This is a genomic window from Rhizobium sp. 25PS6, assembly GCF_032464655.1.
Lineage (GTDB): Bacteria > Pseudomonadota > Alphaproteobacteria > Rhizobiales > Rhizobiaceae > Rhizobium > Rhizobium laguerreae.
The window spans coordinates 115,609-138,280 of sequence record NZ_JAWDIV010000003.1 but is presented as its reverse complement, the minus strand read 5'-3'; the positions used below and the strand labels follow the sequence as shown (position 1 = coordinate 138,280).

Annotated in this window: 21 protein-coding genes and 2 pseudogenes; 10 read left to right on the top strand and 13 right to left on the bottom strand. The window is 55.7% G+C overall.

Annotated elements, in window-relative coordinates:
• Positions 1–148: 148 nt before the first annotated feature.
• The 4 genes and pseudogenes from RWK44_RS05340 to RWK44_RS05325 all read left to right on the top strand — a co-directional run.
• Positions 149–457, top strand: a pseudogene (locus tag RWK44_RS05340) (restriction endonuclease); the annotation flags it as partial.
• An 11-nt stretch (positions 458–468) separates the two neighbouring features.
• Positions 469–2,379 (top strand): GmrSD restriction endonuclease domain-containing protein, encoded by a 1,911-nt coding sequence (locus tag RWK44_RS05335; RefSeq protein WP_316028499.1) that lies wholly within the window; start codon positions 469–471, stop codon positions 2,377–2,379.
• 5 nt (positions 2,380–2,384) lie between these two features.
• The gene (locus RWK44_RS05330; protein ID WP_168279520.1) at positions 2,385–3,353 is read left to right on the top strand and encodes a PGN_0703 family putative restriction endonuclease; all 969 of its coding nucleotides are present in this window, start codon (positions 2,385–2,387) and stop codon (positions 3,351–3,353) included.
• A gap of 203 nt (positions 3,354–3,556) precedes the next feature.
• Complete coding sequence (locus tag RWK44_RS05325) at positions 3,557–4,150, top strand: PD-(D/E)XK nuclease family protein (RefSeq protein WP_165505606.1); 594 nt, start codon at positions 3,557–3,559, stop codon at positions 4,148–4,150.
• Between the two features lie 35 nt (positions 4,151–4,185).
• Here the strand turns inward: RWK44_RS05325 and RWK44_RS05320 are convergent, their stop codons facing one another.
• Positions 4,186–4,308 carry a hypothetical protein gene (locus tag RWK44_RS05320; protein ID WP_281410766.1) on the bottom strand — a complete coding sequence of 41 codons (123 nt, stop codon included), beginning with the start codon at positions 4,306–4,308 and terminating at the stop codon, positions 4,186–4,188.
• Positions 4,309–4,455: 147 nt separating this feature from the next.
• Here RWK44_RS05320 and RWK44_RS05315 point away from each other — a divergent pair, with 147 nt between their 5' ends.
• Positions 4,456–4,770, top strand: coding sequence for a hypothetical protein (locus RWK44_RS05315; protein ID WP_316028498.1), 315 nt, complete (start codon positions 4,456–4,458; stop codon positions 4,768–4,770).
• Between the two features lies 1 nt (position 4,771).
• A complete protein-coding gene (locus tag RWK44_RS05310; RefSeq protein ID WP_222014056.1) occupies positions 4,772–5,050 on the top strand; it encodes a hypothetical protein in 279 nt (92 codons plus the stop codon).
• Here the strand turns inward: RWK44_RS05310 and RWK44_RS05305 are convergent.
• The 8 genes and pseudogenes from RWK44_RS05305 to RWK44_RS05270 form a co-directional block, all read right to left on the bottom strand.
• Positions 4,998–6,269, bottom strand: a complete 1,272-nt coding sequence (locus RWK44_RS05305; protein WP_316028497.1) for a hypothetical protein — start codon at positions 6,267–6,269, stop codon at positions 4,998–5,000. The two genes, RWK44_RS05310 and RWK44_RS05305, sit on opposite strands and share 53 nt — an antisense overlap.
• 51 nt (positions 6,270–6,320) lie before the next feature.
• Positions 6,321–9,344, bottom strand: a complete 3,024-nt coding sequence (locus tag RWK44_RS05300) for a type I restriction endonuclease subunit R (RefSeq protein WP_316028496.1) — start codon at positions 9,342–9,344, stop codon at positions 6,321–6,323.
• A gap of 9 nt (positions 9,345–9,353) precedes the next feature.
• Complete coding sequence (locus RWK44_RS05295; protein WP_316028495.1) at positions 9,354–10,682, bottom strand: restriction endonuclease subunit S; 1,329 nt, start codon at positions 10,680–10,682, stop codon at positions 9,354–9,356.
• Complete coding sequence (locus RWK44_RS05290; RefSeq protein ID WP_316028494.1) at positions 10,679–13,072, bottom strand: type I restriction-modification system subunit M; 2,394 nt, start codon at positions 13,070–13,072, stop codon at positions 10,679–10,681. Before RWK44_RS05290 ends, RWK44_RS05295 begins: the two co-directional genes overlap by 4 nt.
• A 197-nt stretch (positions 13,073–13,269) precedes the next feature.
• A complete protein-coding gene (locus RWK44_RS05285) occupies positions 13,270–14,175 on the bottom strand; it encodes a Kiwa anti-phage protein KwaB-like domain-containing protein (protein ID WP_316028493.1) in 906 nt (301 codons plus the stop codon).
• Complete coding sequence (locus tag RWK44_RS05280; RefSeq protein ID WP_316028492.1) at positions 14,168–14,755, bottom strand: hypothetical protein; 588 nt, start codon at positions 14,753–14,755, stop codon at positions 14,168–14,170. Before RWK44_RS05280 ends, RWK44_RS05285 begins: the two co-directional genes overlap by 8 nt.
• 540 nt (positions 14,756–15,295) lie before the next feature.
• Positions 15,296–15,498 (bottom strand): annotated as a pseudogene (locus RWK44_RS05275) (hypothetical protein).
• A gap of 114 nt (positions 15,499–15,612) precedes the next feature.
• Complete coding sequence (locus RWK44_RS05270; RefSeq protein ID WP_316028491.1) at positions 15,613–15,795, bottom strand: DUF3606 domain-containing protein; 183 nt, start codon at positions 15,793–15,795, stop codon at positions 15,613–15,615.
• Between the two features lie 466 nt (positions 15,796–16,261).
• Here RWK44_RS05270 and ku (RWK44_RS05265) point away from each other — a divergent pair, with 466 nt between their 5' ends.
• Together ku (RWK44_RS05265) and ku (RWK44_RS05260) are read left to right on the top strand one after the other, a co-directional pair.
• Positions 16,262–17,170 (top strand): non-homologous end joining protein Ku, encoded by a 909-nt coding sequence (ku, locus tag RWK44_RS05265; protein ID WP_316028573.1) that lies wholly within the window; start codon positions 16,262–16,264, stop codon positions 17,168–17,170.
• A 12-nt stretch (positions 17,171–17,182) separates the two neighbouring features.
• The gene (gene ku, locus RWK44_RS05260) at positions 17,183–17,992 is read left to right on the top strand and encodes a non-homologous end joining protein Ku (protein ID WP_316028490.1); all 810 of its coding nucleotides are present in this window, start codon (positions 17,183–17,185) and stop codon (positions 17,990–17,992) included.
• 424 nt (positions 17,993–18,416) lie between these two features.
• Here ku (RWK44_RS05260) and RWK44_RS05255 read toward each other — a convergent pair whose 3' ends face one another.
• Entirely contained in the window at positions 18,417–19,310 is an 894-nt protein-coding gene (locus tag RWK44_RS05255) for a LysR substrate-binding domain-containing protein (RefSeq protein ID WP_316028489.1), read from the bottom strand.
• Positions 19,267–19,545 carry a hypothetical protein gene (locus RWK44_RS05250; protein WP_316028488.1) on the bottom strand — a complete coding sequence of 93 codons (279 nt, stop codon included), beginning with the start codon at positions 19,543–19,545 and terminating at the stop codon, positions 19,267–19,269. Before RWK44_RS05250 ends, RWK44_RS05255 begins: the two co-directional genes overlap by 44 nt.
• Positions 19,546–19,652: 107 nt before the next feature.
• Here RWK44_RS05250 and RWK44_RS05245 point away from each other — a divergent pair, with 107 nt between their 5' ends.
• Entirely contained in the window at positions 19,653–20,060 is a 408-nt protein-coding gene (locus tag RWK44_RS05245; protein WP_410056130.1) for a GFA family protein, read from the top strand.
• A gap of 40 nt (positions 20,061–20,100) precedes the next feature.
• Here the strand turns inward: RWK44_RS05245 and RWK44_RS05240 are convergent, their stop codons facing one another.
• Together RWK44_RS05240 and RWK44_RS05235 are read right to left on the bottom strand one after the other, a co-directional pair.
• Positions 20,101–20,589, bottom strand: coding sequence for a GFA family protein (locus RWK44_RS05240; RefSeq protein ID WP_441005338.1), 489 nt, complete (start codon positions 20,587–20,589; stop codon positions 20,101–20,103).
• 186 nt (positions 20,590–20,775) lie between these two features.
• Positions 20,776–21,546 carry a hypothetical protein gene (locus RWK44_RS05235; RefSeq protein WP_316028486.1) on the bottom strand — a complete coding sequence of 257 codons (771 nt, stop codon included), beginning with the start codon at positions 21,544–21,546 and terminating at the stop codon, positions 20,776–20,778.
• A gap of 228 nt (positions 21,547–21,774) precedes the next feature.
• Here RWK44_RS05235 and RWK44_RS05225 point away from each other — a divergent pair, with 228 nt between their 5' ends.
• On the top strand, positions 21,775–22,671 hold the full coding sequence (locus RWK44_RS05225) for a hypothetical protein (protein WP_316028485.1): 897 nt from the start codon (positions 21,775–21,777) through the stop codon (positions 22,669–22,671).
• Position 22,672 lies beyond the last annotated feature (1 nt).

The following is a 22,672-nucleotide window of genomic DNA, read 5'->3' as shown; positions in this document are numbered from 1 at the left end:
AAAAATCCTAGATTTTCTCTGATACTATTGGAATGCGGTAATAAATTCCGTGTGAGAATTCTTATGACACAAGGCGATAAGCGTCGCAGGAGTTGCATAGCGTCCCCGAGGACGATTGAATGGCGATATTGATTCTGGGACAGATTGCATGACCAAACCGTTCTACGCCGAACCAATTCTAAATTCTCCATACCAAGTTCCCACGCGCCATCATGCGCTTTCCGAAAACGGTGAGCCGCTTAATCGTCCGCCCATCGAAGGCCGGCGCCGGTCGAAATACGTGGCCCCTGTCCCGAGAAGCCGCAAAATGAAAACCCACGGCAAAAAGCAGGCCACGCTCGATCTCGACCAGACCCGCGATGGCAGCAGCCGCTATAACCCTACGCCGATCATCAACGAAATTCGCGGCCACATCGCGTCTTGGCGTTCGATTCCAAACCCCAGCGACTGGGGCGTACCCGAGGAGGCATGATGGCTGGCGCAACGTTTAAGACGAATCCATTTTCACTGCACGAATTGCTGGGCAACTGCCAGAAAGGTATTCTCCAACTGCCAGATTTCCAACGCAGCTGGGTATGGGACGAAGATCGCATTAAGAGTCTCGTTGCCTCCGTGTCCCGCGCGTTCCCTGTTGGAGCGCTAATGACGTTGGAAACGGGCGGCGACGTCAACTTCAAGCCCCGCCCTGTTGAGGGAGCTCCGGACTTAGCAAAGACTGCTACTCCGTCCTTCCTTCTGCTCGATGGCCAGCAACGGATGACGTCGCTGTATCAGGTCACGCTTCGCAACAAAGTGGTCGAGACCGTCACGCCGAAGAACAAGCGGGTGAAACGCTGGTTCTATATCGATATCGAAAAGGCCCTCAATACAGAGGCCGACCGAGAGGAGGCCATCACGGGCGTTCCCGAGGACAAGATTGTCCGAACCGATTTCGGCCGAGAGATCAAGCTCGACCTTTCGACACGCGAACACGAATATGCGGCGATGTTGTTCCCGCTGACCGAAGTATTCGATTGGGACGACTGGCAGGACGGATTCAACGACCACTGGCAGGGCGACGAAGGCAAAGCCGCAAAGGACAGGTGGAAATCCTTCAAGAAGGAGGTCCTCGAGAATTTCAAGTCATACCAGGTGCCGGTAATCACCCTTGACAAGACCACGACCAAGGAAGCCGTCTGCACAGTCTTCGAGAAGGTCAATACCGGCGGCAAGCCACTCGATGCATTCGAACTCGTAACTGCCATGTATGCGGCGGACGGATTCGAGTTGCGCAAGGACTGGTACGGTGCCGACGGGCAAAAGGGCCGTCACCAACGGCTAGCGGAAACCGTTCGCCCGGCCGGGAGGGACACGGGCATCCTGGCAAACGTCGCAAACACCGACCTCTTGCAGGTGATTTCGCTCTTCCATACGCGTGATAAACGACGTGCGGCCGAGTCCGAAGGGAAGCAGGGCAAGGACCTGCCTCAGGTGACGGGCAATCGACAGGCCCTGCTCAATCTGCCGCTGAGTGCCTACAAGACCTTTTGCGACAGGGCGGAACAGGGTTTCGAACGCGCCGCCAAGTTCCTGTTCGAACTGAACATCTATAAGGTCGAAGACCTGCCTTATCAGTCGCAGATCGTTCCGTTGGCCGCAATCCTCGCAGAAAACGAGGCGGCGCTGCATCACGCAACGCTGAAACAGAAATTGCAGCAGTGGTACTGGAATGGTGTTTTTGGCGAACTCTATGGGTCAGCCGTCGATACGCGAATAGCGAAAGACTTCATGGAGGTGCCCGTCTGGCTGCAGGGAGGAAGTCCTCCTTCCACTGTCAGTGACACGACGTTCCGGGCTGACCGCCTGAAGACCATGCGTATGCGTCTTTCGGCAGCTTACAAGGGTATGAACGCGCTTCTGATGAAAGAAGGTGCGCTCGACTTCCGCTCTGGCCTGAAGTTCGACCACATCGTTTTCTTCGGCGAGAACGTCGACATCCACCACATCTTCCCGAAGAGATGGTGCGAGGACAACAAGATCAAGTCAGACGTCTATGACTCCATCATCAACAAGACCCCTCTGACTTATCGTACCAATCGCATTATCGGCGGTGTTGCCCCTTCGGAATATCTGGCGACGTTGGAGAATGGCACTAGCAGCACTCCGCCGATCGAAAGAGCCAACCTTGATGCCTACCTGGCATCGCATCTCATTGAACCGTCGCTTCTCCGCACGGACAAATTCGCGGAGTTCATGATCGAACGGCAACGCCAACTTCTGGCACTGATCGAGAGAGCAACCGGCAAGCAGGCCTATCGCGGCGATCAATCGGAAGAAGGGGTGGATGCCGAGAGTGAGGGCGATGAAGCCGAGGCACAACTGATAATCGCGGCGGAATAGCGCAAATGAACACGTTCGTAAATGCCGAGCGGACAGGTCAATCCAAGTTCTTCGCGGAATCAGAACCCGGATATGGTGGATACCGCGGTTCAGCCTATCGCCTCGATCCGGCGAGCTTCGAGCGCAACCTCGCTCCGTCTATTCGAAGCGCCGTCCCTGCATATTTCAAGCAGAAGGGCATCCAGTGGCACACACACAGCAACCATGGCCTTTCATCTCAGGTTTGCTGCGTGAACTTTCTGGCCCCCTTGGTTCTAAAACCGAAAATGCTGGCGCGTCTTGTGCAATCTGCGCTTGGGGGCGAATTGCCGACCATGCTGCCGGTCGAAGAAGGCCCGGATGGCGAATGGTTTGTCGGATTTGAGTGGATCGGCGGAGACTATCTCAACGAGTCCGGGAAAAGTGGTGTGCGGTCACGTGGCGCAAACGCCACATCCGCGGACGCGGTGCTGATGTTCGAGCGCGATGGCAAGCGGGAAACGCTGTTGATCGAGTGGAAATACACCGAATCCTACGGAACCCCGATCAGCCCTAATGGAAATGCTACTCGCCTGAAGCGCTACGAAAGCCTTGTGCTTTCTCCGGACGGTCCGATTCGCGCTGACCTTGGCCTGGTTTTGGAGGACTTTTTCTGGGAGCCGTTCTACCAACTCCTGCGTCAGCAAATGCTGGCATTCCAGATGGAAAAGGCAAGGGAAAACGGTGCAGACATCGTGCGCGTGCTACATCTATCGCCGGCCGGAAATTCGGCCTTGAAAGCCGTCACCGCTCCCAGGCTTCGCGAGTACGGGTCGGATTTCGCAGCTGTCTGGCGGAAACTGCAGCAGTTGCCCGATCGGTTCGCCAGCATGAATATCTCCAAAGCCTTCGCGCCTCTCCTGCAGGCGGAAGCATTTCCGGAATGGGCAACTTACCTCAAGGCGCGCTATTCGAACCTCTTTTCCGAGCCGTTGGAGGTCAGCCAATCTATATGAGACAGCTCCCCTCAGACAATTGGATAGACACGTTCTTATCGCGCCTCAATGACGTACGGCGGCGGGAAGCGGATGCGTCCCTCGGCCCGGTGCGTCGCTTGTCCCGTGTGCTGGAGACGATCTCAGCCTTTCGTCAAGACTGCGGCGCAAAGACTGAGGCTCCGCAGGAACGAGAATTCGCTGCTGAGAGGCTAGTCGGGTTCATGGCGCGTTTGCGTGCCGGCTTGGTCGCTTGTCAAAATGATGGACGTCTCCTCAATGTCTGGACAATTGCAGGGCTCAAGCGCAACGAGGTCCGCACCTCGGCGGTTCTCGGTTGGGCGTTGGATTGTAACGGTTCCCACGGTTTCCGCGCTGCCATACTGGACGGGCTAGTCGAGTTGCTTCGCAAGCGAGGGCAAGCAAAAGTCTTGGACGACGTTATCCTCGGCCAGAATTACCGCCTCGCGATCGAACATTGTGCACTCGGTGAACGTGATAACCGGGTTGACCTCGCCATCGAGGGTGAAAATTGCGTGATGGTTATCGAAGTGAAGATCGATGCTCCGGAAGGTCCCGAGCAACTTCTACGTTACGTTCAATTAGCGAAGAACAAAGCCGTGGCACTACAGAAGCCTAATTCGGTAGTGCTTTATCTGAGCGAGGCTTGGCCGGTTGACAAGCCGGCTGAGCTCGTTTGCCTTCGTTGGCGCGATGTTGCACGCGCTATTTCGAATACCGTCACGGACGCGCACAAAAGGTCAGTCTCGGGCGCTCTGCTTTTACAGTTCGCTGCTCATATCAAGAATCTGCATTGAAGGTACTCATGTTTCCGAATGAACTCGACAGGCTCCTAATCGAGCATCTCGCCGATCTTGATGACGGTGCGCGGCGTCTGGAACTGCTTCAGGACAGAGTAGCCGATGCCATCGATCACGTCGTCGCAGACTGGACCGACGATAAGAACTGGCTCCAAGGCGACGAAACCTGGAGGGATAGCTGGGATGCTAGCGTCGCTCAGCCGAATTGGCGGAATGAGGACGGTAGTTGGCTAGCGTGGTTTCAACTGGATTTCGGCGTCGGCGATGACGGCGAATGGAGCGAGGAAAAGGATTACTTCTGGATGACGCGCCTCTGCCGCGAGGGCCGCGGACAAATGGGTTTCCGCTTTGCGCAGGGCGAATTCGGTAAGACACAGTGGAAGAAGTACCTGCAGAAAAACGCCGATCGCTTCGCTGGAACGCGCTTTATTCTCGATGACGAACCAAGCCTTTTCTTGCCGGTGAAGGTGGACAGGGACGTCCTCGCGAAATGCGCGGAAGAAGATGACTTTTCGGAGGCCCTAAAGCCGATCGTCGAGGCCCTCGACCACATCCAACAACTCGCTCCGCGTTTCGATGAAATGCGGCAAGAAATGCTCGAACTGCAGGCATCCTGACATGGCCAAGACCCCGCGCGAAAAAGACGTCTCCACGCTCACCCATGACAAGGCGGTGCGGCTGAACAACCCGACGGCCGAGATGGCGTCGCTTTATGAGCAGCAGGTGGAAATGCTGGGCGAGCGCCCGCGCGAGATGCGCATCCCGCGGGACCGGCCGCTGTCGGATGGCGAGGTGCGCGACAGGGACATAGACCGCGATCCGCAGATCATCTGGAGGGCCCAAACTAGCCCCCTTGCTTGCCACCGGAGCGGCGTCTGCGCAAGGAGACCAGAATGAATGCTCCGGACTCAGGTGTAGCGCGGTTAAGTGCCTTCTGATCGGTTTCCAATTGCGAACCAGACCGAGGTTCAAGCGACGTGACAAGCCTCCATGTGTTAATCTGGCGATACCCTCGCGCTTCATGCCTGGCGACGTCATCCGAAAGCGACGACTCCGAGACGTCTATAACGTCGACTTCAGAATATGCGGGGTCCCAGCCCGCCCGCTCTCGCTCAAACGCATACTCGTAGGATGACAGCGACGTATTCACCACTTTTGCTCGCACCTGCTGCATGCCAAATGGTGTGGATGGGCGGAATGTTGCAGAAGGCACCGGGGTGAGAGCCCAACTGCTATCGATGACCCAGTCCACCGATACCTCTCGATTGCCTTGCCCGTTTTCAACTCCAATGGTCTGACATGTGTAGCGCCTGCTTGCGGTGCTGGCGGCAGCGATGGCGCTTATCGGATCGGCAGGCAAGGTGTCGTAAAGGAACAAATGGACCTCAGTCTTCAACGATTCAATTTGTTCGATACCAGCGGGGATTTCGAAGTATATTGTTTCGCCTGTCTTCGGCCCGCGCCCGCCCTGAACATGCGAGAACGCGAGAATGGTACGAACGGTCACCCAATCGGTCGGCATGCGTATCTCGGCTTTAAGGCCCTCCACATATTCCTTGAACCACCATGAAAATCCTTCCTTCATGGCGGGTGAATAGGGCGTTGCCTGTCTCTGCGCTTCATCAATATGGCCTCGGACAGCGGCGAACTCGGGCGCGTCCACATCGCCTTCGATAAGGACTGACGCCTCTCCGTTGCTACCTCCCAATGCAAAGGCCGTTACATTGTGTGACCCAATGAACGCGCATACGCGTGAGCCGGGCAACTCCATGTAATAGACCTTGCTGTGCAACATTGGATGATAGCGCACCACCGGATTCTTGGGCGTGCCAGAAGGCGCGCTAAACCCCAGATGGACGCACAACCGATCCATTGGCACACCCGCGGCCAAAAGATTGTCGAGCGCTTGAAATCCTGGGTACGTTGACGCGCCGATCACGAAGGTTTCAAGGCTCCCAGGATTCGCTCGTATCGGGGCACCGATCTCAGCCAATCCGCCTGGCGTAGCAAAACCCGTCACAATACGCGTGGCGACGGATCGGGTAAGTCGATCGCGGATAAGCGTCGCAATCTCCTGCTGCGGCCGTTGAAATAACACGGTTGTCGTAACTGACATTCCTCGCCGGCTCCAATAGCGTTAGCGTTTCAGGCTTGAAGTGATCAACCGTCACACGCCGGTCCTAAGGACTGTTTCGATGCTTTGGCTCCAGGCAGCTTTGAACGCCGGATCAGAAGCGAAGAGCTTATATAGCTCAAGTTCTTCCTTTCGGCGTTTTAGCATCACGTCTTGCATCATCTTCTCGAGCGCGAGTCCGCGATTGTAGGGGTCGGCGTTCTCTTCGTATTTCTCGGTGAAATCGGGGTGCGCTCTGATGCCGTTTACGACATTGATAAACTTCACCCGTTGCTCTTCCGGCGTCGCGCCCCATCCCTGGAACCATCGCTCATTGAAGGTGTTGATGATGTCGTCGAGCGCGTCCCGCTCTTGTTCGCCATCCCGGTAGCCGCGGGGATTGGGGTTTTGCGGGTCAAGCTCCGTCGGTGTTGCGTCAAGCTCGATGTCTTGGTTCAATCGGGTTCTCTCAAGCCCGTAAGACGACAGGTCCACAGCCTCCAGAAGCTCGTCGAGCATGTCCTGATCCGGGTCCGTGATATGCAGTTTAGGGATCAGGAACTTCAGCAGCCAAAAGAGCTTTTCCCATTCAACGACCTCGAACGGCATGATTGATGCCATCTGGCCGTAAATCTTCACAAACTGGCGCGCCTTGATCTTGAAGTCGATCTTGTCATTGTCGGCCAAGCCCAGTTGGTGATTGAACCTATCGGCCGCTGCATCGATGATTGGACTAAGCGATTGGGCGTCGTCACCGGAAAAGTACCGGGCGACGAAATCCTCTACCTCTTGCCACTCATAGACGCCGACGGCGTCAAGCGCATCCTTGATCTCATGAAGCACATTCACATCCGTCGCCGACGACAGTGTGGTGACCGTATAAAATGGATCGAAGGCGGACTTGATATCAGCTGCGTCGTTGAAGAAGTCGAGGATAAACAAGTCTTCAGTGCGCTTGCCGAGTTTCGGCGCGGAGCGATTCAGCCGTGACAATGCCTGCACAGCTAGAACATGTTGCAGCTTCTTGTCGACATACATGGTGGTCAGCTTTGGCTGGTCGAAACCGGTCAGATATTTGTTCGCGACCACAAGCAACCGATATTCATCCTCGTCGAACTTCTCCCTCGTGTCCGACTCCGGGAAGCCGTTCATGTCGGCCTCGGTGTAGGTCACACCGTCGACCTCTTTCTCACCGGAGAACGCGATCAAGGCCTTGAGCGGATAGCCCCGTTCCGCCAATAGCTTTGTCAGCGCTTTATAGTACCGGATCGCCGACTCGATGTTCTGGGTGACGACCATACCCTTGGCCTTGCCGTGAAGCTTCTTCGGCGTCACAATCTGCTCGATGAAATGGTCGAGCATGATCTCAGCTTTTGTGTTGATCGTCTGTTGGCTGCGCTCCACGTAAGCCCGGAGTTTTTTCTGAGCCCTCTTGGTGTCGAACAGTGGATTATCCGCTATCGACTTCTGGATTTCATAATAGCTCTTGTAGGTCGTATAATTTGCCAGGACGTTCAGAATGAAGCCTTCCTCGATCGCCTGCTTCATGCTGTAGAGGTGGAACGGCTCGAAGCTCCCGTCAGGCTGACGTTCCCCAAACTTCTCGAGTGTTGTGTTTTTGGGTGTCGCCGTGAACGCAAAATAGGAAGCATTCCCGCGCATCTTGCGTGACTGCATCGCCGCTAGGATACGATCTTGCGGGTCTTCTTCGTCCGGGTCTGCATCGCCTGCGCCCATTGCACGGTTCATGTTGTCATGCGCGCTGCCACTTTGCCCGCTATGCGCTTCATCAATGATCACTGCGAAGCGCTTGTCGCTGAGGTCGGCGATCCCCTCGATGATAAAGGGGAATTTCTGGATCGTCGTGATGATGATCTTCTTGCCGTTCTCCAGCGCCGATTTCAGGTCGGCGGAACGCATGGCTGGTGCGACGATGTTTTTGACTTCGGAGAAGTCGTTAATGTTGTCACGCAGCTGTTTGTCCAGAAGACGTCGATCAGTGACAACGATGACGCTGTCGAACAGCGGTTCGTCCAATGCTTTTCCGCCCGCCACGCTGACAGATGCCGGATAGGTATCTATTAGCTGATACGCCGCCCAGGTGATCGAATTCGACTTTCCGGAACCCGCAGAATGCTGGATCAGATAGCTTTGTCCGACGCCATTCGTGGCAGCGTGAGACAACAACCGGCGCACGACGTCCAACTGATGGTAACGTGGGAAGATCATCGACTTTTTGGCCAGGGGGTCTGTCGATTTTCCTTCCAACAGCACGAAGTGCTGGATGATGCCGGCCAAACTTTCCTTGGCGAACACTTCTTCCCACAGATAGGCGGTCTTGTGGCCGTTGGGGTTGGGTGGATTGCCCTCGCCTTCATTGTGACCCTTGTTGAAGGGCAGGAAGAAGGTGGCCGGCCCGGCAAGCTTCGTCGTCATGAACACCTCGTCGGTGTCCACGGCCATGTGTACTAATGCACGGCCAAACTGAAGAAGGGTTTGGGTAGCATCACGGCCGTCGCGATACTGCTTCTGCCCATGGTAGCGAGCGGTTTGACCGGTCCACGCATTCTTCAGCTCTACAGTGATCAGTGCCAGTCCGTTGACGAAAAGGACCATGTCGATCTCTTCGCCTGGATTACTTTCCGAATAGCGCACCTGTCGGGTAACACTGAAGATATTGGCGGCGAAGTTTTCATGGACTTTGGCCGCCGAGCTGGCCAGAGGGGCCGCGTACATGAGCGTGAAGGCTGCGTCATCGACGGAAAGTCCCTTCTTCAACAGATGCAGAAGCCCATTCTTCTTTACTAGCCGGTCAAAGCGCTCGAGTATCTTGCGTTGCCAATCGACGGGGCTGCGGTCTTTCAGTTTTGCCAGCTCTTTGCCTTGTGTGGTCTCCAGAAATTCCCAGAAGAGGTTTGTGTCGATCGCATTCCGAGCGTCGAAATCAGAAGGTTGGCCGAACCGGAAGTAGCCCTGTTCGGCCGGCGCAGGTTGGCTAGCCAAATCCTCGGTTGTCGTACCAGTCAGATACCGCTGGATCGCCTGTTCCAGAGCCACTTCCTTGGTGTTGCTCACCATAGTCCCCCCTTACGCCACCTTGATTTTGCCGGTGACCGTCGCGTCAATCAGGCTGGTCTTGTATTCCCTGAGCGTAGCAATTTGCTGTTCCTTGATCGAAACGGCATCGCCGATTTTTTTTGAGATTTCAGCAATGTGCTGAACAATCGCCGCCTGTTCATCGCGTGGCGGGACTAGCGTCATAAGGTTTTTGAAATCGTCCCAATACAGCCGCTTGCGGAAATCGGTGATTCCCTTGGAGCCGGAATCCATCTGCCGAATGAACGATGGGCAGCGATAGAGCAGTTCGAAGTAGTCGGCTGCCAGCGCCGCGCTTGGCCTAGCAACCACATAGGCTGGGCTCACCATGCCGTGGACAGATACCGCGCCGATGCCGCCTTGCCATGCGCGCATCATGTTGTATGCCACATCGCCTACTTTGACTTCCTTGTAGGCAGTGCGGTCCTCGATCTTGATGATCGACCGGATGTTCTCTACGTCGCTTAATTCCTCTGACGACACGCCATTATGGATCGACACCGACAAAATCGGCAAGTCGACATGGCCCGATACCTTCATTTCACGGAAAAGGACGGAGTTTCGCTTCACTTCCCAATGCGCTGGGATTTGCCCGATCCAGTCGATACCACTGTCGCGCAAGGGCGCATCGGGATTCAGGCCGCGGGTGACGGCCTGTTGAATCAGAATCTGCCGCCGCTCGCGTAGCAGCGCGATCTCCTCTTCTTTGATCAGCACGGCCTCGTCCACCTTGGCGCACTTCTCGTTAAGAAACGCTGCGATGGCGTCCTGTTCATGTTCGGGGGGGAACCAGACGAGGGTTGGCTTGAGGACAGCTTGGCTAATGCTGAAAACCTTGATCCCGGTGACCTCGCTCCGCACCTGCGCACGAAAAGATGTCGAGTCGAGCAGATACGCCATGAATCGAAAATTCATGGGAACTTTGGGTTTTGCGATGAGGGTGTGGTAGCCAGCGAAAGCTTGCCGGTCGCTCGTGTAGCACGAGAAATTGCCTGAACCTGCAATATCTTCCGAGGTATCGGCAAAGATGAAATCACCGTTTCGTAGAAGCGAAGAATGGTTGTTCATCAGGTACGACGCGTCGACACATCTTAGCGCGTGACGGTCCGGATCAACCTCAAAACCATACTTCGAGTGAACCTCGCCGTAACTCACGCAAGGAATACCGTCATCCTGAAGGTTCTCCTTGGTGATTGTGAGCCCCTTGCTGAAGGTGAAGACATGACGGAGACGCGTGACGCGCCATTCAGGGGGAAGTGAAGTAAGCCGGCTCGGGGAAGGAGCTTGGTGATCTTCAGCGAAGGATACGTCAATGTTCATCGCTCCAACCCCGTCAGGGCGCTGGGCTTCACGCCAAGGATATCGGCGATCAGGCCGTCGGCCCTTTGCTCGAGCGCCAGAATGTCGCGCGTCACGGCCTCAACGCTGCGCAGCGACTTTTGGTGATAGAAAAACTTGTTGAAGCTGATCTCGTAGCCGATCTTCACGGTGTCTAGGTTGATCCAGGCCTCGGGCACATGCGGCTTCACCTCGCCTTTGAAAAAGCGATGGATGCTATCCTTCAGCGGCACAGCCTCGCTGTCGCGCAAATCGGTGCTGCTCTCGTAGGTGAGCCAGCTGCCATCAGGCTGGACATAAAGCCCGAAATCGCCAAGTTCGTCGATATGAGAACCAAATCGTGCTGCCACATCCTCGAGTTCCGCCTTGGTAAACCGCTTAACGCTGTCGATCACCTTTTCCGCATCATCGGCATACCAGCTGACGGCGTTCTGGATCGCGTTTTTCTCAGCTGCGGTCAGCTTGATCTTGCGGGCCTTCAGCACCTTGCCGACGTGTTCTCGGAAGGTGTTAAAGTCCGCCGTCTCCTCGGTGCCCATAGCCTGCATAAGCTGGTGGCCGACTCCGATTAGCTCGCGTTGCCGCAGCCAGAGGCCTGTGTCGGCAAGCTTGGAGCGTTGCTTTGCGTTGAGCGCGATCTCCCGTTCTTCGCACCAGGATTGGATTGTCTTGACCTGTGACTTCAGGAAACCAGGCTCATACACCTTGTCGCCATACTCCGCCCACAGATGTTCCATTGGCTCGCGTAGAGATTTGTCGAAGCGCAGAGGTTCTAGCCGTTCCGCGCTGAACTGGGCGCGGCGACGGTCAGGCCGTTCGACGGTGACCTTGTGATAGCCGAAATCGGTGTTGTCGAAAATCTGTACCGCGATACCGGTCGGGTCGCCGTTCGCATCAAGTTGGCGTTCAACCGGCTCGAAGGCCGTGTAGGCGGCAATGATGTCCTCGATATGCTCCGGCGCAAATTCGCAGTTCTTGTCGCCGAGGTTCTTGCGCAGCTTGCGGTACATCAGGTTGGCGTCGATAAGCTGCACGCGACCTCGCCGTGCCTCGGGTTTGGTGTTGGTCAAGAGCCAGATATAGGTGGTGATGCCGGTATTGTAGAACAGGTTGTTGGGTAGCTGGATGATGGTGTCCAGCATGTCACTTTCTATGATGTAGCGGCGAATGTTGGATTCGCCGCTACCGGCGTCGCCCGTGAACAGGCTGGAGCCGTTGTGAACGCTGGCAATTCGCGAACCGATGACGCTGTTTGCGATGGGCTTCATCTTGCCCACCATTTCCATCAGAAAGAGGAGCTGGCCGTCGCTGGAGCGTGGGGTGGCGTCGACGGTTTCCTTGTTACCCCAATAGTCGGTCAGCTCGACTTGAAATCGCGGGTCGATAACATCCTTGCCATCTTTGATGTACTTGAGCTCGCTGCTCCAGCTCTTGCCATAGGGCGGATTCGACAGCATGAAGTCGAAGCGATGGCCCGAGAACTCATCTGTCGAGAGGGTGGAGCCGACCTTGATATTCTCGGGATTGTTTCCCTTGATCATCATATCGGATTTGCAGATGGCATAGGTCTCGTCGTTGATTTCCTTGCCGTAAAGATACACGTCGCCCTTGGCCGCGATAGGCCCCTCGAGGTCCTTGATATAGTTCTGGGCCTCGGTCAGCATGCCGCCGCTACCACAGGCCGGATCGTAGATGGTCATGACCGGCGGCAATTGGTTGTTGATCGGATCGAAGATGAGGTGGGTCATCAATTGGATCACCTCGCGCGGAGTGAAGTGCTCTCCAGCTTCCTCGTTGTTCTCTTCGTTGAACTTCCGGATCAATTCTTCAAAGACATAGCCCATGCCCAGATTCGACAGGCCAGGCATAATGTTGCCATCGGGGTCTTCGACGTTTTGTGGCGTCAAATTGATGTACGGAGAGATGAATTTCTCGAGCACGTCGAGCAACACCTGCTTGTTTGCCATGTGTCGCATCTGCTCTAGCAGCTTGAAGCGGCCGATGATCTCCTTGACGTTTTCGCTGAACCCGCCGAGGTACTCCTCAACGTTCGCCAACAGAATCTGCTGATTGTTCGTGGCGGTCGCGTGGAGCTGCTTCAGCGTCCACTTACTGGTATTGTAGAAAACGTATCCGGATGCGGCCGTAAGCGGCGCATCGTCCAGTTCCGTTGATTTCATCTCTTCGCGTTGGAAGCGAACTTCCTCAAGAATGGCCGCCTTGGTGGGTTCAAGCAGAGTGTCCAGGCGACGGAGTACGACCATCGGAAGGATGACGTCACGATATTTACCGCGGACGTAGACGTCGCGGAGGCAGTCGTCGGCGATCGACCAGATGAAGGAAACGAGCTTGTTATGGGTGGCGTGATTCATGATATGCTTTGCATTCTGTTAACGAAGCCGATGGGTTTGTTGGCAATTTTGATGAGGTGGTGCCTGCAGACTCGCAGTCTCGCCTGCCAACCTATGGAATACTCAAATGAGCCGCAATGGCCCGATGCGCGTCACGCAGAAGGCAGCGGTTATCTCCATCATCTTGGTTTTCAGTTGAAAGTTATGTGCATGCGACGTCAGACTTTATGTCTGCCGGTCGCGCGATATGGGTCGCCGCCATTATTGGCCAAGTCCAGATGGTAGCGTCGCGCGTCCAGCAGCTCCATAAGCCTCGCTTCATCTTGCACGCGGCACTGTAGTTTCCCGTTGTCTAGCTCCTTGAACACAATATCGTGCTGGACTGCGAGTTCTTCTATATTTGCGCGCTGGAAGTTCCCTATGGCAGGATTCTGAGCGATTGACGCCGCATAGCGCGCTACTCTTGGGTGGTCCTCAATCTTCTCTTTTATTCGTGAAAGATCGAGGAAGTTGATCGTGTCTTCTATATGTTGGACTTTATTTTTGGCCGTTGCGGCAACGTGAGAGGTTATATCGCCTAGCTGCTGCATTCTGGCATCGTTCACGATATAAACATGGGCATCCGTTATGAGGACATCAAATTCGTTGTCGAGCTTGAAAACTGCGTCTTCGATGATCGAGAGGGTATCGTCGACCATACGAACGAGTCGATTTTTCGCCTTTACCGTTCCCTTAAATTGAGTGGCCTTTCTGGCACCGACCATCTTTCGCCTTTGATTATCTGTCACCTCGGCGAAATAATATTCAACATCGCTTACTTGTTCAGTCAGGTTCGTCAGATCATCGAGCGACCCGGCATCGAAAAGCTCCGAGAACGCTTTCATAAATTCGTCGTCCCGCTCGCAGTAGACGCGACGACGTTCGCCATAATCTTCTGAAAGATCATATTTCTGCCATTCGCCTTGAATTGCATTCAGCGCACCGACTGTGCTGGCAATCATATCTTTGAGAGCACCTTTCATGCCAGCATCTGTCGGCACAAAGTACATATTGCCATTGCTTCGGAGGCCAACGCCGAAATTCACGGTGACTAAATTTGCGATGTCGATATCATTCTCAATCATCTGAGGCCTTATCAAAGAGAACACGGCCACCGAGGCGGTAGCCCGTAATTGTGTCGTCGTCCGGAATGAAATGCCGCCTCGAAATTACCGCGTACGTTACAAACCGCTCTCTTTTCCGGTCCGTTTCGGTCGTTCCAATTTTTTTGGCCTCGACCGTAAATATTCGGTAGCCCCAGAGGGCAAAGAACAGGTTCATGTAATGAAGGCGCATGTGCCAGAAGAGGAACATGACGAAGACAAGCGCCAGGGAAACCGCCGTGAGGTCGCGAATTTCGTCTGTGTTCGCATCAAACAGTGGAATAAGCATAGCGAACAAATATGTGAGCAGGTGCTCTCGCTGATCCTTGGCTGATGAAATCAGGATAGTCTTTGTGTTTTCGCTGTTACGCGCTTGCCGCAATATCCACCAAAGAATTAGCGACGGTAAGAGAAACAGGACCAGGCAGACTGGTATCCAATACAAGTCAGAAATTGCAGCGACACCCCGAATCGCCCAAAGCACAAACACGGGGCTGAGGCTTGACCAAACGAGAATGAAGCGCGTTATTTCAAGGCCTTCGCCTGCTATTTTGTTCTTCATTGCTTAACATTGCTACGATTTTGGAAAGCTGTGCCCGTCGATGAAGTTCGAAGTTGTATTGAACGTGAGATATTGTAGCCGCAAAAGCAATACCCTCTGCAGAGACCGGAAGTGATTTGGCGTTCGTAGCGTTCACGTTATCGTTGTGGGGGAAATTGTGCCGCGCTTGAGTTGAACGGCCCGACCAAACAGCTAAGTACAGAGCTGGTTAGAGCGTTCAGTCGAGTCCCGGCTCTGCGAGCGCCGATCGTGGCCACTGGAAATCATGCTCTTCACTCAGCGAAATGGGAAAATGCGGATAGAGGCGAGAGGCGACTGCCTTCCGCGTGGCAATGACAGGCCCTCTTAGACAATCTTCGCGACGGCCGAGAATCTAGCTGGCGGATCAGCGACGGCTGGTATCCGGGAGGCCAAACGAGCCTCGATTATCTTCAACGATCCGTGAAGTAGGCGACGGTCCAAGTCCCCCGTCGGGTTCATGAGGTATCGCCACGCTCCCTCTACATCGGCATCGTCTATTCACGATAAATGAGGGCGGAATCAATGCACAGCGTCGGAAGATGGCGCGTTGATGCGAGTGGCGGCCAGGCCGACGTAGGTCCGTTCAACGTCGTCGCCATCTCGTCTACCGATCGGCAGCCTCGGTCATAGAGCTCGATCGCGACATCGCAGAGAAACGACGACGCCTGGTCGTCCCACTCGACCTCGTAGTACCTGTACCATTCTCGGACAGCTTGCGACATGATGCGATGGTCAGTGTCCTTGTCATGGAAGACCTGAGAAAGGCTCCTGCTTCGACGTGGCGAAGTAAGAGATCGCCGGTTGATCGACCTTGCGAGCTTGAATTGGCCCACGGATCAATGCCGGCCGATTTCCGCTTCGACCTTCTTGCGGGAGTTTCCGGCGCTCTTGACGGCTTTTTTGACGGTGTCCTTGGAGACGCCTTCCTTCTCCGCTTCGTATTTCACCTCGTGATCCTGGCCGCCGGCGACGCGGGCGCGATCCTGTACGCGGCCTCGAGATGTCTGTGTCTTTGGCATCGAGTTTCTCCATTTTTGAAGGTTCGCAAGTGAAACTCGCAACGATTCCGGTGGTTCCCCGGAAACAGCGAATGTTCATCATGCTTCGCTCGAGACGGCCGATCCCCGATGCATTGTCGGACGGAGGGATTCACAATGACAGTGCGGCCCCTATGGACTGGAGCGCGACGGGCGCGGTGGTCTCTATACTGTCGAGGACTTAATTTAGGTCCTCCGCAACGAGGAATAGCCAGAGATCACGCCGGCGGATTGGGTCGTGACCACGGCTTAGACGGATGGAGATGATGAAGTGTTGATGCTCATGAAGCAGATCGGTTAATTTCCGCTCAACCATCAGGACAAGGGTTCGACTAGAATCAATCTCTGAGCGCAATTCCGTAAGTAATTGAAAAATGATTCGTTTCGTGTCGGAACGAATCACCCTGACACGTCTTTGAGTCGCGACGAAGTGAGTCGGAGAATCGTCATGGCAACAGGGCATCGCGCGCAGTGGAAGGGCTTCATAAAATTCGGTGAGGTCTCCTGCGGAGTAGCGCTTTACACGGCGGCAAGCACGTCAGAGCGCATTACGTTCAACATGGTCAACAAAGCATCTGGGAACAGGGTGAACCGCGTCTTCGTCGATAACGAGACAGAGGAACCGGTTCCGAAGGAGCAACAAACAAAAGGCTTCGAGATCGAGGATGGCGAGTACATAATCATCGATCCCGATGAAGTCGCCGCGACGATTCCGGAAAGCAACAAGACCCTGGAGATTGAAGCATTCATTCCCTGCTTAGATGTGGACGACGTTTACTTCGACAAGCCGTACTACCTGACCCCCGACAAGATGGGCGGCGACGCCTTCGCAGCTCTGCGCGACGCCATGAAGAAATCGAACGTCGTTGCCATCGCGCGTACCGTACTCTTCCGCCGGATGCGGACCGTGCTCATACGGCCGCATGGCAAAGGCCTAATTGCGACGACGATGAACTACGACTACGAGGTGCGCTCGTCGAAGAAGGCCTTCGAGGAAATTCCCAAGCTGAAGATCGAGGGGGAGATGCTCGATCTCGCCAAGCACATCATCAGCACAAAGAAGGGCACCTTTGACCCTGCGACCTTCGACGACCGTTATGAGGCCGCTCTCGCAGACCTGGTCAAGGCGAAGATCGAGGGCAAGGCGTTGCCGAAGCCGAAGAAGGTCGAAGTGTCGAAGCCGAACGATCTTCTCGCCGCCCTCCGCGAAAGCGCAGGGATGATGAAGGCGGCCGCGGTCAAGCCCAAACGCACTGCCGCCAATGCCAATCAGGGCACTGGCCGGCAACGCGCCACGCGCGGGGCAACTTCGAAAGCCACCGCTTCTGGAACTGCCCCGCGTCGCAAGGCAAGTTGAGGAGATTGATCCATGGCACCGCGCTATTATTGGAAAGGCTACCTGAAGCTCTCTTTGGTCACGTGCCCTGTCGCGATGACCCCAGCGACCAGCGAAAGCGAGAAGGTTCGCTTTCACACCCTCAATCGCGACACGGGAAATCGGGTCGTCTCGCAGTATGTCGATTCTGTCACGGGCAAGCCTGTGAAAAACGAAAACGAGGCTAAGGGTTACGCACGCGGCGAGAACGACTACGTGATCTTGACCGAGGACGATCTGGATCGGGTCGCGCTCGACACGGTGAAGACGATTGACATCGAAAAGTTTGTCCCGGCCAACAGCATCGAGTGGGTCTACCTCGAGAAGCCCCACTATCTGATGCCTGACGACGCGGTCGGGAACGAGGCTTTCGCCGTCATCAGGGACGCGATGAAGGCCGATAAGGTAGTCGGCGTTTCGAAGCTCGTCATGGGCCGCCGCGAGCGTGCCGTCATCCTCGAACCCCGCGACGAAGGCATTGTCCTGTGGTCGCTGCGGTTCGGTGACGAAGTACGTCCGGAAGAGAGTTACTTCGAGGACATCGAGGCCCAAGCCGATCCCGATCTCGTTCCCCTTGTCCAGAAACTCATCAAGCAAAAGTCAGCCCGCTGGTCGACGAACATGGTCAGCGACCCTATCCAGACCAGCCTGCTGAAGCTGATCGAGGAGAAGAAGAAGCTGTTGAAGCCCAAGAAGGCGGCAAAGGGTAAAGCATCGCCAGCGCCCGCATCGAACGTCGTCAACATCATGGACGCATTGAAAAAGAGCATCCAGGCCGACCTCAAACGCCGGACGGTGGGGTGAGCCACGCGGCTTGCAGGCAGACACCAAGGTAGCCTATCAACACACTGGCTGACGTGTCGACGTGTTTGTGCTATGGCGGCTAGTTAAGGTCCATGCTGCGACCGCGGGTATCTCGACGAAAAGAGCGCGGTAGAGCGCTCTGGCGATATAGGTGCCGTTGACAGGTTTGGGACACGCGGCCACGGCAAGAGCCTGAATGCTTACGAACTTCTACGACGTCCCGCCACTGATCGTCACCAATAATTGCCACCCGTGGCACCTCACCTGCTACAGAGAAAGGTCAGCACCATCTGCGATCTCGGGTCGGCAGTCGCCGACTCACACCGCATGGACCATTGACGGACGCGGTACGGTAAACCGCACTCGGCTCTCTTGATCGGTCTAGGTCCTCGGGGCGGGTATCCTGCTTTCCTACGGCCTCCTGTCAGAGTGCGTCCTTGCCGGCCTCGGCCACCAACCACGCGCTAAAGGCGTTGATCTTGCGGAGCCGGCGGCTGCGTTCCGGATAAGTAAGCCAATATCCCCAAACAGCTTTCGATGTTTCGGCCAGAGGTTGGATCAGCCGTCCCTCCTCCAGCTCCCGTCGAAAATAGTTGGGCGTGAGCAGGGCGACGCCCCGTCCGTCCATGGCGGCGGGCGCACTGAAGACCTGCGTGCCCAGCGAGGGGGAAGACTGGCGCTCCAAAATATCAATTGGCAAGTCGTTGGCGCACAGCCACTCGGCCCACAAAGAGTTTTCAGGATCGAGCAGCGGCAGTTTCAGAATGTCGGCCGGCTCGCAGACACCCCCGACCGTTGCGGCAAGCTGCGGCGAAAGCATCGGGGCATAGTGTACGTCATGCACTTTAACCGCCACGAGCCCAGGCCATTTGCCGTCGCCAGCTCGGATGGCCACGTCAATATCCCCCTGTTCGAAGTCGACGACGCGGTCTGTGGTTTCGATTCTCACGGTGATCTGCGGCTGTGCCAGCCGAAAGCTGTCCAGCCGCGGCACCAGCCACAGCGCCGCAAAGCCATTGGTCGTGCTGACGTTCAGTGTTTCATGCTGAGCGCGCTCGAGGTCGTCGAAAGTCTCGCGCAGCAGGTTGAAAGCCTCGGAGATATTGGGCGCTATCCGCTGCCCGGCCTCCGTCAAGACGACTCCGTGCGAAAGGCGCACGAAAAGCTTTGCGTGGAGTCGCTCTTCGAGAAGCTTGATCTGGTAGCTCACGGCCGCCTGAGTCATCCCCAATTCTTCCGCGGCACGCGTAAAGCTCAATTTACGGGCGACAGCCTCAAAAGCACGGATTGCAGCAAGTGGAGGGAGAAAACGGGCCATAAGCACCACTTATATCAGGCGACAACGTCTTGTTGGAAGCGACGATGTCGAAACCGTAGAATCTGGTGATCGTTTTAGCAAACGCCCGGATGACTTCATGCTCCACCACAACCTCACGCGCGTCTTTTACTCGTCGGCCACGCGTATGCGTGAAGGTCTGTGCGCCCTCGCCGCGGCGCGGCGTCGCCGGCTGCTGGCATTCGCCATGCTGGATCAAAAAGGCCATATAGGGCATAGGATCATCCTCTTCCCGCGATAGGTCCGGTCGCCCGCAACGCGATGACATCCACGCGGGGTTGGGGAAATTAGGTATCGGGCGGCGACTACCTGCGCGGAAATTCGATGAGTGGGGGCAAACAGATGACAGACGATGTCGTCCGAACGGGTGGATGCCTGTGTGGCAGGGTCAGATATGAAGTTCGGGGCGAATCTTACGTGTCGGGCCTATGTCATTGTGCCACATGCCGAAAGCTGACGGGCTCCGCTTACTCAGCGACCGCGAATTGGCACCAGCCCCAATTTCGCATGACGGGCGAGGTCCAGACCTACGAGCGTCGGCAGTTTTGCTCCCTATGCGGCTCGCGCCTCTTCTACCTGTTCGACGGCGGCGTCGAGGTATTCCTCGGAACGCTGGACCAGGCCCCCTACGACATCAAGCCAATGCTTGAGGTCTGGACGATCCGCCGAGAACCTTGGCTTCCGCCTGTTCCTGGGATCGCCTCGCACGTCGAAAATCCTCCGAAGGTTTAGTTGTGCGCCCCCGCAGGCGCATAACCCAGGTCCTGGTCACCTACACCTGGCGGGGTGGCCAGCGATAGGTGTCATGATCCGGATGTTGGCGGTTCGAGCTGCTGATCCGCAAACGCATCTCTGGATCATCCGCATAGGTGGGATGATCCCCGGGAACGTTTGTCAGGCTAGGATACCAGGAGACGCGGCTCTCATTTCCGTATTGGTTCTCCGGCGGGGCTTGGCTCGGGTCATCGAGCGTCCCAACAAGGATGCCAATGTCATCGCCATCGGGATAGTCGAAGGTCAATGGCGTACCGCATTCGCTGCAAAAACCACGCCTTCCAACGCCGGAACTTATGAAATAGCTAAGGTTGCCGCGCCTGAGCTGGAACGCGGGCTTCAGAACCGGGCAAATGACAGCAAATGGCCCACCCACCGCCTTTTGGCACATTCGACAGTGACAAACGTGGACGTTCCTCGGTCTTTGGCTGAGCACATACCGTATTGCGCCGCACTGACATCCACCGGTAAACTCGACATCATCCATTGTCCGGCCTCGGCGATCTGAAAAATTGCAGCATAGATAGCCACGGGCGGCGGCCGTTGTCACACGATTTCACCGTCACCACTCATGGAGAGCACCTGATGCCGTCATACGTGAGTGGAGCTGGAGTTTGCAGGTCTAGGAGTTCCGTGGCGGTCATTGCCGCCACGGTCTCCGCCGCAGGCTTACTTATGAACCATCGTCAGATAGCCAAATCCGCAATTCCCCGACTGACCTGAACCCCAACTTTGTCATTTCGTCCAGCGCTGCACCGCGGTCATATCCGACAAGCGGCAGATCGGGTGAAAAGGCGACAGTGGCCAATGAAACGGCATCCCGGAAAGCCTGCGGTGTGCCAGTCAAACTAAAGATGTTGGATATCCCAACGGCCTCGGGCGATCGATTTACAATGCAGCCTGCATCAAAGCCGCCGCTGGTCGACCGGCCATAGATGTGGATGTCCGGATCGAAAAACAGGGCCGGTGTGAAGACATGGGCATCGGTCGGGCTACCGGACTCTTTCCAAGAATGTTCCCAGCAATCCAATGCCGCCGCATCGCGAATACGTGTCCAATCTTGAGGCGCAGGCAATGAAATTTTAAGAGGTTCAGCCCAAATCCACGATGCGGAAAATAACAACTGGAACCCTTTGTTGCCGAGATCAAGCCTTGAAAACCCGTCTTTCAAACCGGGTCGGCGTCCGAACCTATCTGTCAGCCGACCTATTTCAACCAGTTGTTCCTCTGTTGCATCTGGGTCGAGTGTCGTCATGTTGGAATAGTATGGAGGTGCGGTCGCATCACTTGACCAAAATGCATTGGTTCGCTGATCAGGCAGCCCATGGGCACGAAAAACAGCCTGATAAAGGTCTGCATTATTGGCGGCACAAATGCGCGCTTTATCTGGATCGGATCGTATCGCGTATTTCAGGATATTGCCTTGTGATGAGCCGCGTATCATAAGAATTTCTAGCGCCGGGAGAGTCTGGCATCCAGGCGGCTCATTTCTCGATAAACCGTGGAGCGCCCAAGTTCAAGCCGCCGGGCTGCTTCCGCCAGAGATGTTTTTGCTTCGATGAGTTTGATTGCTTACTCCCTGTAATTACATTGTGTAACTTTCAACGTTTGCGGGCATGCCATACCGTCGTAGCAACTCTTTGCCTTGATCGTCGAATGAGATGCAATCGCCATGAACAATACTGAACATGATTTGGTTCAGGTCTGCATCCGTCCGCGCTCCCGGGAAATCTTGACGGAAATGGCCATCGTGTCGATTTCTGAGCAGCACCCATCGCTAAACGTCTCGGTTGATCCAGCGGGTGACGGGGTCATCCGAGGTGCAAGTGAAGCGGACCTCCGCCTCGCGCTCGATCTCATAGAGCGCTTCCACCCCGACATGGAGATTGGCCCTCTGCAGGTCGTTCATCGCATGTCGGTCACGAACTCCATTGAGATTGACTACACGCACAAGATACGCACAGGTGCCACAGGGGAATTCGCCCGAGTCAAAGTGATCGTATCACCGAATGAAGCTGGACAGGGCTTTCGGTTCGAGCCAAACAGCCTCGGCAACACGGTGCCAGACGTCTACATCCCGGGCGTCGAGAAGGGCGTGCTGTCGGCCGTTCAATCCAGTGCGCCTGCGGACGTTCCAGCGGTGGCGGACATCCACGTAGTCTTGGTTGACGGTGCTTTCCATGACATTGACTCCTCAGCGTCGACCTTCGAGATCGCATCCCGTGGGGCTTTCCTAGAAGCCCTACGGATGACAAGCTTGGCTCTGTTCGAGCCAGTTATGAAGGTCGAGGTCGTGGTTCCAGGGGATCAAGCCCTAGCGATCATCGAGGACCTCAAATCGCGGAACGGATGCATCCAAGGTCAAAGCCCTCTTGGCGACCATTTTCTGATCGAGGCGATGGTGCCACTGGCAAACATGTTGGGGTACGCGAATGCGCTCGACGTGATCGCGGCGGGCCTCGCGAAGCATGTTATGCTGTTCGATCACTATTCGGAAGTTTCGCCGGACCACCCTGATCCGCCTTTTCGGCCAGCGGCAGCAATTCGAATGGCGGCCGTCCGCCCCTGAA